The sequence below is a fragment of the Streptomyces ortus genome (assembly GCF_026341275.1).
GTDB classification, from domain to species: Bacteria; Actinomycetota; Actinomycetes; order Streptomycetales; family Streptomycetaceae; genus Streptomyces; species Streptomyces ortus.
Genome location: NZ_JAIFZO010000002.1, coordinates 6391360 through 6406999, shown reverse-complemented (window position 1 = coordinate 6406999; position 15640 = coordinate 6391360). Strand labels below are relative to the sequence as shown.

The following is a 15640-nucleotide window of genomic DNA, read 5'->3' as shown; positions in this document are numbered from 1 at the left end:
ACCGTGACCGCCGGGCCGACGAGAGGAAACCCTCCCGTGCCTGCCAAGGGCTCCACACTGCTCCGCCGCGGCATCGCCGTGGCCGCCGCGCTGCCGCTCCTGACCCTCGCCGCCTGCGGTTACGGTTCCGACAAGGACGAGGACACCTCGAAGGTCGCCGCCGAGGGCAAGAAGCTCTCCGCCGACACCGTCCGGATCGGCTACTTCCCGAACCTGACGCACGCCACCGCACTCGTGGGTGACCAGGAGGGGCTGCTGCAGAAGGAGCTCGGGGGCACGAAGGCCTCGTACTCGCAGTTCAACGCGGGTCCGTCCGAGATCGAGGCGCTGAACTCCGGGTCGATCGACATCGGCTGGATCGGCCCCTCCCCCGCCATCAACGGGTACAGCACGACGGACGGCAAGGGCCTGCGGATCATCGGCGGCTCCGCCTCCGGCGGGGTGAAGCTGGTGGTGAACCCGGACAGGATCAAGTCCCTGAAGGACGTCAAGGGCAAGAAGATCGCGACGCCTCAGCTGGGCAACACGCAGGACGTGGCGTTCCTCAACTGGATCGCCGAGCAGGGCTGGAAGGTCGACGCCCAGAGCGGCAAGGGCGACGTCTCCGTGGTCCGCACGGACAACAAGATCACGCCGGACGCCTACAAGTCGGGGTCCATCGACGGCGCGTGGGTGCCGGAGCCGACCGCGTCCAAGCTGGTCGCCGAGGGCGCGAAGGTGCTCCTCGACGAGGCCGACCTGTGGCCCGGCAAGAAGTTCGTGATCACGAACATCATCGTGTCGCAGAAGTTCCTCAAGGAGCACCCGGACGTCGTCGAGGCGGTGCTGCGCGGCTCGGTGAAGACCAACAAGTGGATCAACGCCAACCCGGACGAGGCGAAGGCCGCCGCCAACACCAGGCTCAAGGCGCTGTCCGGCAAGGAGCTGCCCGCCGAGGTCATCGACCCGGCGTGGAAGTCGATCCGGTTCACCGACGACCCGCTGGCCGCGACCCTCGACGCCGAGGCCGAGCACGCGGTGAAGGCCGGTCTGCTGGAGAAGCCGAGGCTCGACGGTATCTACGACCTCGCCCCGCTGAACAAGGTCCTGAAGGCCGAGGGCGCGAGCGCGGTCGACGACGCCGGTCTCGGCGTCAAGTAAGCCCGGACGGCCGGTCGAGCAAGTCCGGACAGCAGACAGTTCAGGCCCGCACACCCATGAGTTCCCAGGAGGTGACGACCGTGGCAACCGCCCTCGCCAAGACCGCCGACGCCGAAGCCGGTACGTCGGTGGAGTACGCCGCCCGGATCGAGCACGTCTCGAAGTCCTTCGCCGGCCCCGCCGGGCAGCAGCTCGTCCTGGACGACATCACGCTCGATGTCGCGCCGGGCGAGTTCGTCACCCTCCTGGGAGCTTCCGGGTGCGGCAAGTCGACGCTGCTGAATCTGGTCGCGGGGCTCGACAAGCCGTCCGCGGGCGGCATCAGCACCGACGGCCGCCCGGCCCTGATGTTCCAGGAGCACGCCCTCTTCCCGTGGCTGACCGCGGGCAAGAACATCGAGCTGGCCCTGAAGCTGCGGGGCCTGCCCAAGACCGACCGCCGTACCAGGGCGGAGGAGCTCCTGGAACTCGTCCGGCTGAAGGGCGCGTACGGCAAGCGGGTGCACGAGCTGTCGGGCGGGATGCGGCAGCGGGTCGCGCTGGCCCGCGCGCTCGCCCAGGACAGCAGGCTGCTGCTGATGGACGAGCCGTTCGCGGCCCTGGACGCCATCACGCGGGACGTGCTGCACGACGAACTGACCCGGATCTGGCGCGAGACGAACGTGTCGGTGCTGTTCGTGACGCACAACGTGCGCGAGGCGGTACGGCTCGCCGAGCGCGTGGTGCTGCTGTCCTCGCGCCCGGGGCGCGTCGCGCGCGAGTGGACGGTCGACATCCCGCAGCCGCGCCGTATCGAGGACCCCGCCGTGGCGGAACTGTCCGTCGAGATCACCGAACAACTGCGTGGGGAGATCCGCCGTCATGGCCAGCACTGAGACGAGCGCCGCCGAGTCCGCGACCGGCTCGGGGGTGGGCGCCGTCAAGGACTCCGGTGACCTCGCCGGACTGGAGGCGGGGCTCGACGCGCTGGACACGGTCCAGACGAAGAGGACGCCCTTCCGCAGGACCTTCGTGGAGAAGATCTTCCCGCCGATCGTCGCCGTGGCCCTGGTGCTGGTCGTCTGGCAGGTCCTGGTGTGGGCGGAGGTCACCGACAGCTACAAGCTGCCGGCCCCGTCCGCGGTCTGGGACGAGGTCCAGGAGGCCTGGCTGGAGGGCACGCTCCTCGAATACATCTGGACCAGCGTCTCGCGCGGTCTGCTGGGCTTCCTGATGGCCCTGGTCATCGGCACCCCGCTGGGACTGCTCGTCGCGCGGGTGAAGTTCGTGCGCGCGGCGATCGGCCCGATCCTGTCCGGACTCCAGTCGCTGCCGTCCGTGGCGTGGGTACCGCCGGCCGTGCTGTGGCTCGGCCTCAACGACTCGATGATGTACGCGGTCATCCTGCTCGGCGCGGTCCCCTCGATCGCCAACGGCCTCGTCTCCGGCGTCGACCAGGTCCCCCCGCTGTTCCTGCGGGCGGGCCGCACGATGGGCGCAACGGGCCTGCGCGGCACCTGGCACGTCGTGATCCCGGCCGCGCTGCCCGGCTACCTCGCGGGGCTCAAGCAGGGCTGGGCGTTCTCGTGGCGCTCCCTGATGGCCGCCGAGATCATCGCGTCCTCGCCGGACCTGGGTGTCGGTCTCGGCCAGCTGCTGGAGAACGGCCGTACGGCCAACAGCATGCCCATGGTGTTCCTCGCCATCCTGCTCATCCTGATCGTCGGTATCGCCATCGACCTGCTGATCTTCAGCCCGCTGGAGCGGTGGGTCCTGCGCAGCCGCGGTCTCCTCGTGAAAAGCTGACCTCCATGTCGAAACCGGTCCTCCTCGTCATCGCCCACGGCAGCCGTGACCCGCGTCATGCCGCGACCGTGCACGACCTGGTACGGCAGGTGCGGGCGCGGCGGCCGGGGGTGCGCGTGGAGACGGGCTTCCTGGAGTTCAACCTCCCTTCGGTCTCGGGCAAGCTGGAGTCCCTGGCGGCGGAGGGCGTACGCGACGTCGTGGCCCTCCCCCTGCTCCTGAGCCGCGCCTTCCACGCGAAGGCGGACATCCCGTCGGTGCTGAGCGAGGCACCGGCCCGGCTGCGGATCCGGCAGGCCGAGGTGCTCGGCCCGTCACCACTGCTGACGGCCGCGCTCGAACGACGCCTTTACGAGGCGGGGTTGTCCCCCGCCGACAAGTCCTCGACCGGGGTCGTCCTGGCCGCGGCGGGGTCCACGGACCCGGAGGCGATCGCAGTGATCGCTGATATCGCGCGGGAGTGGCGGCGGACCGGTTGGTGCGCCGTGCGGCCTGCGTTCGCCTCCGCCGGATCGCTGCCGCGGACGGGGGAGGTGGTGGGGTCTTTGCGTGCGCTGGGGTGTGCGCGGGTGGTTGTGGCGCCGTATTTCCTCGCGCCGGGGCGATTGCCGGATCGCGTCGCGCGGGAGGCTGGTGGGGCGGATCTGCTGGCGGGGGTGCTGGGGGCGGCGCCGGAGGTCGCGCACGTGGTGCTGGCCCGCTATGACGCGGCGGTCGCCGCGTCGGCTCTGGCCGCGGCGGGGCTTTGAACCCTCGGCCGCGGTCCCGCCGGGGCGCGGCCAAAAGATTGCGCAGTTCCCCGCGCCCCTAAAATCCGCGCCCCTGGCGCCTTCAAGACAAAAGATCGCGCCGTTCCCCGCGCCCCTGAAAGCCACGCCCCTGGCGGCTTCAAGACAAAAGATCGCGCCGTTCCCCGCGCCCCCGAAATGCGCGCCCCTAGGGGCGCGGGGAACTGCGCGGGCGGGGGCGAGGGGGCGGAGCCCCCATGCGTGGTAGGGAAAGGGTAGGGGCGGCGGGGGCGCAAACCGCTCGCCCTCTTCACTCCAGCCACATCCGACACTCATAAGGCTCTCACCTCCCCGGATTCCGAAATCCACCCCCTCCGACCCCCCGAATCTGATGGGATGTCGGTCGCAGGCACGACCGGGGGAGCGGTACAGGTGGCAGGTCTGGAGTTCGGGCATCACCTGGGCCTGCCCCAAGCGCTGTCCGCCCTCCCCCTCTCCCCCCTGACCCCCGGCTACGCCCACCTGCAAGCCACCCAACGCGCCGCGGGCCTCCGCCACATCGGCGACCTCTTCGGCCCCGGCCAGGGACTCCGCGTCCTGGACGGCGTGTTCGTCCCCCTCGGCGTCCGGGGCCGACGACGGGTCGACCACGCGCTCCTGGCCGACCTGGGCCGCGGCACCACCCCCACGGCCACCCTCGCGAACGCTCTCGCAGAACTCCACCGCCACGACCCCCAGACCCTGCGCAGAGTCCTGCTGTACCAACTGATCGAACTGCTCCAGGACCACCCACGCGGCCACCACCCGGACACAGCACGGTCGTTCGGCATCCACGCCGAGGAGACCGCCGGCCTCGCCGCCGCAGCCCGCGTCCGCCCCGTACTGGACAAGGGCCAGCGGGCCGCCGCCGAGTCCCTGGCCGACGCCTGGGCCGAACACCGGCTCCGTCGCGTCCGTAAGCTCCTGGAACGGCTGCCGCCCACCGGCCACGACCCGTCGCTCACCACACTCCGGGCCACCCTCTCCCGCCGGCTGGGCCACGCCGACGCCGCGCTGGACGCGGCCGGTGCCGCGGAGCGGGCGGGCGACACCGAAGCCGCGACGGAGGAGTACCTGCGGACCCTGCGCCTCGCGGCGGACGACCGCAAGGCGCTGTTCAGCCTCGTCCGCATCCACCGGCCCCGCCACCACGGCCAGGCCGAGCAGCTGCGATGCGAACTCCGCTCGGACGCCGCCGAGTTGACCTGGGACGCGGCAGAGCCCGACGTCACCTGGCGGATCCTGCGGCTCCGGCGGACCGGGCGCGGCAGCACCGAGGTACGCGAAGTGCGCCAGTTGCCCCCGGGCGCGGGCGGCGGGTGCGGCACGCAGGACCGGGCGATACCGCTGGGCAGCACGGTGCGTTACGTGGCGCTCCCCGTGCGCGAGGGCCGCGTGGACGGCGTACCCCTCGTCGCCCGGGAGCTGCGGGTCACCCCCGAGGTGAGCGATCTCGCGCTGACGGACGGGCGGGCGCGGATCGACGGCACCTGGCGGACACCGCCCGGCGCCACGGAGGTGACGGTCGAGCACACCGGTCCCGACGGCCCGGCCGGCCCTCTCGCCTGCGGGAACGGGCGGTTCGCCGCCGCCGGGTTGCCGCCGGGACCGCACCGGTTCCGGGTCGTCTGCCATTACCGCACGCCAGAGGGACAGACGGTCGCCTCGCCCGGCATCACGGCGACCCGCACGGTGCACCGCTGGCCCGAACCCGTACGGACGCTCACGGCCACGGCCGAGGGCGAGGCGATCCGGTTCGCGTGGACCGGCGTGCACGAGGAAGGCGACGGAGGCGGCGACGGAGGTACGGACGTACGGCTGGTGTGCTGGCCCGGTGAAGCCCCCGCGCCCGGCTCCGAGTTGGCCACCGCCGAGCTGCCCGGGGCGTTGCCGTGGCCCCGCCACCACGACGGCGGACCGGTGCTCTGTCCGCCGCCCGGCACCCACGCCGAGGTGGCGGCCGTCGCCGTGCTGGGGGAACGGGCCGTGGCCGGGCCGGCCGTCACCGTGGAGGCGCCCGTCGCGGTGACCGGCCTGAGCGCGCGACGGCAGGCGGACGGTCAGGTGCAGGTCGTCCTGGACTGGCCCGAGGGCACCGGCCTGCTGACCGTCAGCTGGACGGAGAGCGGCGGACGTACCGGCCAACGGGCCGTCGCCGCGCACCAGTACCGGCGCCAGGGGCTGCGGCTGCCGGTCGGCCGGGGCGGTGTCCGGGTCAGGGCGGTGCCCGCGCCGCGTACGTCGGGGTCCGTGGTCGCGCTGCCGTCGGCCGCCGAGACGGTGCTGCCGCCGGACACCTCCGTCGCGTACCGTCTGGTGCCCGCGCCGCGCCGGATGCTGCGGCGCGGCAAGCCCCTGATCCGCGTCACGCTCTCCGCACCCGACGACTCCCCCGAATCGCCTCCGGACTTGTCTCCCGACTTGTCTCCCGGGTCATCCTCCGGCTTGCCTCCCGGCTCGTCTGCCGAGGAGAGTCCGCTCCGGCCGCCGGAGGATCTGCCGGAGTTCGTCTGTGTGGCGCGCAGCGGCACCCTTCGTCCGCGCGGGCCCGCGGACGGCACGACCGTGTTCAGGATCGCCGGTGCCGAGCTCCTGGAACTGCGCACGGTCGAGCACGAGTTGGACTCGGCCCCCTGTCCCGTCCCGTACACCCTGCGCGGGTTCCTGCTCGGCGCGCACGCCACGTCCGTACGACTCGAAGAACCGTCCCCCGCGACCCTGGTGGTGCGCTGAACCCATGACGACCGTCATCTGCCCCTACTGCTTCGCCCGTTCGTCGGCCGCCGGGCTGCCGTACCGCTGTCTGATGATCGCGGGCGGGGTGCGCGGTGCCCAGCCGTGCGGTCCCGAACGCGACGACGTCTGGGCCGAAATCATGGGTCCGGGCATCTCGCCGTCGGCCCGGATGCGCGGCCCCGTCTTCACCCGGCAGCGCTCGGCGGTGTCCAGGCTGCGGCCCGCCGCGAACGCGGGACCCGCCGTCTGCCCGGGCTGTGGCGTGACCACGACGGTCCGGGTGTGCGGCTCCTGCCACAGTGATCTGCCCAGCGACTACTGCGAGCAGGACAGCAGGATCATCGCGCTGGTCGGCGCGAAGGCGTCCGGGAAGAGCACCTATGTCGCCGTCCTGGTCAACGAGTTGAACCGACGGGTCGGCCAGGCCTTCGACGCCTCGCTCGCCGCGATGGGCCAGGGCACGCAGCAGCGCGACAAGGAGATGGCCCAGGACCTGTACGAGCGGCTGCGGCTGCCGGACGCGACCCGTCCCGCCGCGCTGGGCTTCAACGATCCGCTGCTGTACCGGCTGAGTCTGCCCCGGCGCGGGCGGCTCGGCACGGGCAGCCGGCACACCACCCTCGTGTTCTTCGACGCGGCGGGCGAGGACCTCGCGGGCGCCGACGCCGTGGACCGCTACACCCGCTATCTCAGCGCGGCCGACGGCATCATCCTGCTCGTCGACCCGCTGCAACTCGGGTCCGTGCGCGACCGGTTGCCGCTCGGTGACGGACCGCCGCTGCCCGCCGTGGAGACCCCGCCGCAGCAGATCGCGGCGGATCTCGCCACCCAGTTGCGGGCGCACGGCCGGGGCGGCTCGCGCGGCCGGGTCAGCACACCGATAGCGGTGGCCGTGACGAAGACGGACATGCTGCGGCCCCTGCTCGACCCGCACTCACCGCTGCTGAGCAGCGCCACCCACGACGGCGGGACGCTCGACGAGGACGACCGGCTCGCGGTGCACGAGGAGCTGCGCTCCCAGCTGGCCGACTGGGACTCGGGAGCGCTCTACCGGCAACTGGAGCGGGACTTCGCGCAGTTGTCGCTGTTCGGCCTCTCGGCGCTGGGCGCGGCGCCGCCCGCCGACGCTCCGGCGGACGTGCCGAAGTCGGGGCCGCAGCCGTTGCGGGTGGAGGATCCGCTGCTGTGGCTGCTGGCCCGGCGCGGGCTGCTGCCGGTGACCAACGCACGGAAGGACCAGTCCAGGTGACGCTCCACCAGCTCGCGCAGCTCCACTACACCTCCGCGCCGCCGGGACCGGGCGGATCCGGCTTCCGCTTCACGGCGGTCAGCGAGAACGTGCCGCAGGGTGTGCTCAGAGAGGCGGAGCAGCTCATCGGGTACGAGCCGCCGCGGGACTCCCCCGCACGGCCCGACGCCGACGAACTCTCGGCGTTTCCGACGGCGTTCAGCTTCAGCGAACTCTCGGACGGCGGGCGGCTGCTGAGCCGTTCCGTCTACACGGGTGTCGACTACAGCGGGCGGTGGGGCAACTTCCACGCCCATGCCCTCCATCTGCCCGCCGGGGGGCGGCTGCCGGACGGCGCGCTGCCCATCACGGCCTGGGAGTCGCCGCGTTGGGGCCGGGAGACGCCGGCCGAGGGCAGGCCCGAGCCGATCGACCGCTTCGAGCCGTCGGCGCTCATGCGGCACGAGGCGCTGGTGGCCTTCGCGGTGTCCCGCGGCGACCGGCTGGCGGCGGTCCTCGCGGATGTCCGGGCGGTCGCGGACGATCCGGGGGCCGGACAGGTCGTGCTCGTGGAGCGGGACAGCGCCGCCGTGGCCCAGTGGATCGCGCTGGCCTGCGCGGTGCTGCCGCGCGAGCAGGCGCACCGGCTGACCTTCACCACGTACACGCGGCGGCCCGCGCAGGCCAGGCAGCAGATCATCGGCGTACTGCCGTCGTCCGAGACCGTGGCGTACGGCCACCGGCACCGGGTCCACGACTGCACCCGGCCGCCCGTGCCCGCCGCTGCGGCGGACCTGTGGGCGGAGGTGTGCGCCCGGGTGTGGCGGGCGGGCAGGCCCGAGCTGTTCCGGCAGTACGGGCCGGACCTCGGCTCGCTGGCCGCGGCGGCTCTCGCGGCCCGTGTCCCGCTGCCCCCGGCCGCGCTCACCGCGGCCACGCACTGGGTCCGCGACCGGGCGGGCAGCCTGCCCGAGGCTGAACTGGCCCAGTACGTCACGGCGTTGTGCGAGACACGGCCGGCGGACGAGGCACGGTCGCCGGACCAGGCACAGTCGGCGGACCCGGCGCCGTCGGCGGGTGACTTCGTGGCGGGGCTGACCTCGCTGTTCGAACGCCTGGACGGGCGGGTGTCCGCCTCCGTCTCCGCGCCGCTCGCCGCGCGGGTCCTGACGGCGGCGGTGCGCGGCGACGGGCCCGTCCCCGTCGTCCACGGCGCCTCGTTCACCCCCGAGGCGCGGACGCGGCTCGGCACGGAGCTGGGGTACGCGATCCGCGCGGGCGTCGCCGACCCGGCGCAACCGCCGGCCGGGCGCCCGCTGGGTCTGCTGCGCGTCGCCGATCTGCTGGAGGTCGACTGCACCGACCTCCTCCCGGACCTCGCGGCACGGCTGGCCCAGGCCCTCATGGACATCCCGGAGGCGCGGACAGACCGCTCAGCCACGCACCCGGAGCCGCGTGACACAGGGCACCCGGGGCGGCGTACCCCGGCGGCGCCGGCCGACCGCGCCGGAGCGATCCCCTGGTGGAGCACCCGCACGGGCGTGACGCCTCCCGGCACGGAGGGGGCGGACGGGAACGGTTACGAGTCCGGCCACGGGGCCGGTCACGGCACCGACTCCGGATCCGGTCATGGGACGGATGCCGGAGGCGGTCACGGGAGCGACTCCGGAGCCGGTTACGGATCCGGTCGGGAGAGCGCTCACGGGACCGGTCACAGAGCCGGGCCCGGGACCGATTTCGGAGCCAGTCACGGGAACGGTCAAGCGACCGGTTACGGGGCCGGTCACGGAGCCGGCCACGCGACCGGTCACGGAGCCGGTTCCGGGCCTGGCTACGGAACGGGACCCGGTTACGAAGCCGGAGCCGGAGCCGGGATCGGTGCCGACGCACGTACCGGGTCCCGTCCCGGCGCCGATCCCCGCGCCGGTGTCGGCACCTCGCCGGGTGCCGGGCACGGCGGCGGCACCGGCGCTCCTGGCACCGTCGGTAGCGCGGGGCCCGGCGGGTCCGCCGGACCCGTCGGACCGGAGGATCTCCCCGCGCTGCGCGGCGCCGTCGCCGCGCACCCCACCCTGCGGATCGCCCTCTTCGGCGCGCTCGACGCGCTCGCCGCCGACCGGCCGGTGCCCGCCGCGCGGATGCTGGCCGTCGCGGATCTTCCCGTACGGGACCACTCCGGCTTCCCCCATCTGCGGATGTGCGCGTCGAACGCGCCACCCACCGGCACGGCCGACCGGCTGCCCCTCTTCCACGCCGTGGTGCGTTCCGCCGGGCTCTCGCCGCACACCGAACCGACCGTCCTGCGGACCGCGGTCAACCTCGTGTGGCCCGGCGAACTGCCCACGGGCGCGGAGGCCGGCCTGCTGCTCAACGAACTCGGCTCCGACCTGCACCGCGCCGCCGGTACCCGGGACCTGCTGATCGACGCCGCGCTCGCGGCACCGGCCGACGACCGCGGCGTCCCGGCGCTCGCCGCCGACCTGCTGCGCTGCTTCACCACGGAACTGGCACCGGAACAGCGCGCGGCCCTCCTGCTGCTGGAGTTCGCGGGACTGCTCGGCACCGAGGGTGAGGGACTGGACTGGGTGCGGCGCGCGACGGCGCTCGCCGCGAACGCCCACCCCCTGCCCGCGCCGGTCCTCGCCCGGGTCCACCGCGCCCTCGCGCGCCGCCTGCTGCGCGGCTCGGCGCCGCCCGGCGAGCTGTACGCGCTGGCCCTCTCCGGTGACGCGGACCTGCTGGCCGCGTACGAACGGGCGGCGCTGTCCAAGCGCGTGGGCGACCGGCTGCGTACCGTCCCCGGTTATGTCGCCGAGTGTTTCTGCGACTGGAGTTCGCACGCGGGCGCGCACCCCGCGTGGGACGAGACCTGTGCCGCCCTGCTGGGCAAGGTGCTGCGACCCGTCGTGCGCGCGCTGCCCGCCGAGGACCTGGCGCAGGTGGAGGCGAGCCTCGACCGGGCGGGCCGCGGCAAGCTCGACGCGTTCCGGGCCTGGAACCGGCCCGGAACGCTCGGCCGCCTCGCGGGCCGGTTCACCGGACGCGGACGCGGCAGGGACGGCGGCCGGGGCGGAGGCGGCGACAACGCCAGGGACGACAATCCGGCCTCGCGGTACGGGGACGTGGCACCCCCTCCGGGCGACGACCGGGACCGCCGGTGAACGTGGTCGCGCAGTACCTCCTCGGCTTCGTGGCGCTGGTCGCGGGCGCCGTCTGCTTCGGCAACGCCCTGTGGCAGCTCCTCGCCCAGGGTGTGGGGGCGGTGTGCTCCGCCCTGGGCCCCCGGCAGGTGGGCCTGCCCGACACCCGTATCCCGGCGGTCGGCGGCAGCGGTACCGGTGCAGGTCGTGGCAGCGGGAGCGGAAGCGGCGGCGAACCGGCCGAACTCGCCTACTGGTGGCGGCAGATGTGGGTGGACGCGGCCACCGCGGGCGGCTACGGCATCCGGGTGATCTGGCTGCGGTTCACCGGACACTGGACCCAGCGCACGACCGCGCGGCTGTTCCGCGGCATCCGCTCCAACGGGCTGCCCGAGCGCAACTCGTTCGTGCAGCTGGGGATGTGGCTCGTCGCGCCCGGCACGTTCGTCGGCGCCCTCGTGGCCGCCACGCTCGCGACCGCGTTCCTCGCGCTCGCGCTGGCGGTTCTCGCCCTGCTGCTCGCCCTGGTGTGGCTGGGCGCCGCCGGCACCGCGCTCGTCCTGCGGGGCGTGGAGCGCGGCTGGGCCACGGTCCTGCGCATCCGCGTCAAGTGCCCCTATCCGGGCTGCTACCGGCCGGTGCCGCTCGCGGTGCACCGCTGTCCCGGCTGCCGGGAGCAGCACGCCCGGCTGCGCCCCGGGCGCTACGGCGCGCTGCGGCACATGTGCGCCTGCGGGCAGCGGCTCGGCGCGAGCCGGCTGGCCGGCCGCGGCCGGCTGACCGCCCTGTGCCCGCACTGCGACCAGGTGCTGCCGGACGCGGTGGGCACCACGCGTGTCGTGCACGCGCCGCTGGTCGGCGGCACCTCGTCGGGCAAGACGATGCTGATGGCCGCCATGGTCGAGGGCCTGCACGCCTGGTCGCGGCGGAGCGGCCTGCGCGTCGAGTACGCGTCGACGGACGACCGGCAGACCGCGAACACCCTCAACCAGACGCTGACGCAGGGCACTTGGGCGCACGCGACGACCGGCGGCCAGCCCCGGGCCTTCATGCTGACCGTCACGCTCGGGCGGCGCCGCCGACTCCTCTATCTGTACGACCCGATGGGCGAGTCCCTTGAGGACGCCGAGCGGGTGCGCGCCCAGCACTACCTCGCGCACACCGACGGGGTCGTCCTGGTCGCGGACGTGCTCGCCGAGCCGACGGTACGCGCGAAGCTGAGCGGAGCCGACGCCGACCGGGCCACCGACGCCCGGCCCTCCCCGCAGGGCCCCTGGGAGACGTACCAGCGGCTGGCGGGCGAGCTGTCGGCGCTCACCGGGCGGCGCGGCAGGATGTCCGTGGCGACGGTCGTCACCAAGCGGGACGTCCTCGACCAGCTCGGCTCCCTGCCGGTGGCCGGTGCCCGGATCGACACCTGGCTCACCGAGATCGGCCTCGGCGGGCTCGTCCGCGCCCTCGGCCACGACTTCAGGGCCGACCGCTACTGGGCCGTCAGCGCCCATGCGGCCACCGGCGCGGGCTCGCTGGACAACGAGCAGCGACGGGCCGCCGAGCCCGTGCTGTGGCTGCTGGCCGCGTCGGGCCTGCGCACGGGCCGGCTGCTCGGCCCCGACCCGAAGGAGAAGAAGCTGGAGACCGCATGAGTACCGTGACGCGGCACATCAGGTGGGGGCGCCGGATGGTCCTCGGCCTGTTCGTCACCGCACTGGTCCTGACGGGCGCGCTCCTGGTCGCGGCCGTCGTGTACGCGGTGCGCTGATCGACGCGCGCCACCCCGCGTGCGCAAACGACCCCGGCGCCCATCCGACACAGACACCAATACCGACAGCGACACCGACATCGACATCGACACCCCACGGAAGGACACGCGGTGAGTGACATCCCCGGCGGGCCCATGGCGAACCGTCCGGTCCACTTCATCTGGCTGCTCGACTGCTCGTACTCGATGCAGGGCGAGAAGATCGCCCGGCTCAACTACGCGATCCGGGAGGCGATCCCGGAGATGCGATCGGTGGCCCACGACAACCCGGCGGCCCAACTGCTGCTGCGTACCGTCACGTTCTCCACGACGGCGAAGTGGCACCACCAGACTCCCGTCCCCGTCGACGACTTCACCTGGCAGGACGTCGAGGTGGACGGCATGACCAATCTGGGCGAGGCGCTGAGCCTGGTCTCGCGCGAGCTGCAGAGCCCGCCGATGCCGCAGCGGGCGCTGAAGCCGGTCCTCGCGCTGGTCTCGGACGGAGTGCCGACCGACGACTGGAAGGCGGGCCTCAAGGCGGTCGACGCGACACCGTGGGGGCGCAAGGCGGTCCGGGTCGCGATCGCCATCGGCCACGACGCCGACCGCTCCGTACTCCAGGAGTTCCTCGCCAATCCGGAGCTGCAGCCGCTGGACGCCAACAGCCCCAAGCAGCTGGCGGCGGCGATCCGCTGGGCCTCCACGGCGGCGGTCAAAGCGGCCTCCCAGCCGGTCGCGGGGTCGGGGGACCCGCTGGCGAAGCAGCCGTTCGCGCCGCCGGTCCTCGACGACGACGATGACGACGACGTGTGGTGACGGCACTCGTGCGGCGCTGGGCCACCCTCGCCGAAAGCATCCAGGGGACCGGGAAACGGCAGAACCAGGACTGGTACGCGTTCTCCGGGACCGGTTCCGCGGCCGATCCCCTCGTCCTCGCCGTGGCGGACGGGCACGGCTCGGCCGCGCACGCGCGCAGCGCGCTCGGGGCGCGGTTCGCCGTGGACCGGTTCGTCGCGCTCGCGACGGAGTTCGGCCGGGCGGCCGACACCTGCCACGAGCCGGGCGGGCTCGCCCGGCTGATGAACCACGCCCGCAACGACATGCCGCGCGCCCTCGTCAAGTCCTGGCGTGAGGCGGCGCTCGGGCACTGGTCGCGGCACCGCCCGGTGGCCGACCTCGGCCTGCCCGAGCCCGGACCCGACGAGAAGCTGACGCTGTACGGGACCACGCTGATCGGCGCGGTCGTGACGCCATGGCTCCTGACGGCCTGGCAGATCGGCGACGGCGATCTGGCGGTGGTGGGCCACGACGGCACGGTGCGCCGGCCGCTCGCCCCGGCCGAGGACGACCTGGGCGACGAGACCGAGTCGCTGTGCGGGCCGCAGGCGTGGCGCGCGGTGCGCACGCACTGGGCGCCCGTGTTCGAGGAGGCGCGCGTGCCGCGTCTGCTGGTGCTGTCCACGGACGGGCTGTCGAAGAGTTTCGCGTCGGGCGACGGCTTCACGGAGTTCGTCGGGGACATGGACGAGCGGCTCGCCACGGAGGGCTTCGAGGGGGTACGGGACGCGCTGCCCGACTGGCTGCGGCACGCCTCGCGGTACTCCGGCGACGACACGACCCTGGCCGCGGCTCTCCTGCACTCGTACGCGGCCCGCCCGCGCCCGACGGCCCACACCGAGCCGGACCCGGAGCCCGGCCCAGAAGCCCGCACGGAATCCGAACCGAAGAGGGAGACCTAGATGACCGGCATGCTCGACAGCGGAACCCGCCTGACCGTGGAGACCGGTGAGGACGTCGAGGTCGTCGACATGCTGGGGGCGGGCGGCCAGGGCGAGGTCTACCGGGTGAAGACGTCCACCGGTGAGAAGGCCCTCAAGTGGTACTACCCGACCTGCGCGACCCCGGAGCAGGAGGGCATCGTACGGGAACTGGTGTCCCGCGACTTCGACGACGACCGCTTCCTGTGGCCCGAGGCGTACGTGCCCTGGCACCACGGCTCGTTCGGGTATCTGATGGGGCTGCGGCCCGACCGGTTCAAGGGGCTGCCCGCGCTGTTCCGCCGCCAACTGCGCACCAGCACGCGCGCGTTGCTGACGGCCTGCCTCTACACCGTCGAGGCGTACCAGGCGCTCCACTCACGGGGCATCGCCTACCGGGACATCTCCTGGGGCAACGTCTTCTTCGACCCGGACACCGGCGACATCCTCGTCTGCGACAACGACAACGCGGTGGTGGAGGGCGACGCGAGCGGGATCTCCGGGACGATGGAGTTCATGGCGCCCGAGCTGGTGCGCGCCGATCCCGGTGCCCGTCCCGGTACGCAGTCAGATCTGCACTCGCTCGCCGTGCTGCTGTTCATGTTCCTGATGAACCATCATCCGCTCAAGGGCAGGCGGGAGTTGGCGATCCACTGTCTGGACGAGGCGGCCGAGCGGAAGCTCTACGGGAAGAACCCGCTGTTCGTCTTCGACCCCGTGGACGACTCGAACGAGCCCGACCCGATGGAGCACGCGACCGTGCTGGCGACCTGGGACGCCTCCGCGGGCGCCCTCCAGGAACTGTTCCGGCGCGGCTTCACGGCCGGGCTGCACGATCCGGCGGTGCGGGTGCGGGAGTCGGAGTGGCGCGACGCGCTGCGGGCGGTGCGGGACGCGGTGGTGGAGTGCGCGTCCTGCGGGCGGCAGAACATGACGGAGCCGGGCGAGCACCTGCCGCAGGCGTCCCGCCCGTGCTGGGGGTGCGGGGCGCTGCTGGTGCTGCCGCCCCGGCTGACGGTGACCACTCCCCCGCCGCGCACCGAGCGCCACATCCGGCTGCCGCGCGCGGCCCGGGTGCACGCCCACCATCTGCGGGCGGAGCCCGCCCGGCACGACTACTCGGACGCGAGCCTGGTGGCGGAGCTGGTGGAGCACCCGTCGAAGCCGGGCCGCTTCGGCATCGCGAACCGGAGCGACCGGACCTGGACCGGCACGCGCTCGGACGGCACGTCCCAGCAGATCGGCCCCGGCCAGACGGTACCGCTGCGCGCGGGCCTGGAGCTGGACCTGGGGGACGGGGCCCGCGCGGTCGTACGGGCGAAGTGACCGCCCCGGATCATCGG

General features: G+C 73.5%; 11 protein-coding genes. All 11 read left to right on the top strand.

Features of this window, described 5'->3' with window-relative positions:
- Window positions 1-36: 36 nt before the first annotated feature.
- The 11 genes from K3769_RS31420 to K3769_RS31370 all read left to right on the top strand — a co-directional run bounded on the left by K3769_RS31420 (window position 37) and on the right by K3769_RS31370 (window position 15623).
- Window positions 37-1140, top strand: coding sequence for an aliphatic sulfonate ABC transporter substrate-binding protein (locus K3769_RS31420; RefSeq protein WP_267029633.1), 1104 nt, complete (start codon window positions 37-39; stop codon window positions 1138-1140).
- 56 nt (window positions 1141-1196) lie between these two features.
- Window positions 1197-2015 (top strand): ABC transporter ATP-binding protein, encoded by an 819-nt coding sequence (locus K3769_RS31415; RefSeq protein WP_267029632.1) that lies wholly within the window; start codon window positions 1197-1199, stop codon window positions 2013-2015.
- Complete coding sequence (locus K3769_RS31410) at window positions 2002-2925, top strand: ABC transporter permease (protein ID WP_267029631.1); 924 nt, start codon at window positions 2002-2004, stop codon at window positions 2923-2925. Before K3769_RS31415 ends, K3769_RS31410 begins: the two co-directional genes overlap by 14 nt.
- Before the next feature lie 5 nt (window positions 2926-2930).
- Window positions 2931-3674 (top strand): sirohydrochlorin chelatase, encoded by a 744-nt coding sequence (locus tag K3769_RS31405; protein ID WP_267029630.1) that lies wholly within the window; start codon window positions 2931-2933, stop codon window positions 3672-3674.
- Between the two features lie 375 nt (window positions 3675-4049).
- Window positions 4050-6425: a hypothetical protein gene (locus tag K3769_RS31400; RefSeq protein WP_267029629.1), complete on the top strand. Its 2376-nt coding sequence runs from the start codon at window positions 4050-4052 to the stop codon at window positions 6423-6425.
- Between the two features lie 4 nt (window positions 6426-6429).
- Window positions 6430-7677, top strand: a complete 1248-nt coding sequence (locus K3769_RS31395) for a TRAFAC clade GTPase domain-containing protein (protein WP_267029628.1) — start codon at window positions 6430-6432, stop codon at window positions 7675-7677.
- Window positions 7674-10817 carry a GTPase-associated protein 1-related protein gene (locus tag K3769_RS31390; RefSeq protein ID WP_267029627.1) on the top strand — a complete coding sequence of 1048 codons (3144 nt, stop codon included), beginning with the start codon at window positions 7674-7676 and terminating at the stop codon, window positions 10815-10817. The genes K3769_RS31395 and K3769_RS31390 overlap by 4 nt, the downstream gene beginning before the upstream one ends.
- The gene (locus K3769_RS31385) at window positions 10814-12442 is read left to right on the top strand and encodes a TRAFAC clade GTPase domain-containing protein (protein ID WP_267029626.1); all 1629 of its coding nucleotides are present in this window, start codon (window positions 10814-10816) and stop codon (window positions 12440-12442) included. Before K3769_RS31390 ends, K3769_RS31385 begins: the two co-directional genes overlap by 4 nt.
- Window positions 12443-12693: 251 nt before the next feature.
- On the top strand, window positions 12694-13356 hold the full coding sequence (locus K3769_RS31380; RefSeq protein WP_267031614.1) for a vWA domain-containing protein: 663 nt from the start codon (window positions 12694-12696) through the stop codon (window positions 13354-13356).
- A complete protein-coding gene (locus K3769_RS31375; protein ID WP_267029625.1) occupies window positions 13350-14279 on the top strand; it encodes a PP2C family serine/threonine-protein phosphatase in 930 nt (309 codons plus the stop codon). Before K3769_RS31380 ends, K3769_RS31375 begins: the two co-directional genes overlap by 7 nt.
- Window positions 14280-15623, top strand: a complete 1344-nt coding sequence (locus K3769_RS31370) for a serine/threonine protein kinase (RefSeq protein WP_267029624.1) — start codon at window positions 14280-14282, stop codon at window positions 15621-15623.
- The last annotated feature ends 17 nt before the right edge of the window (window positions 15624-15640 follow it).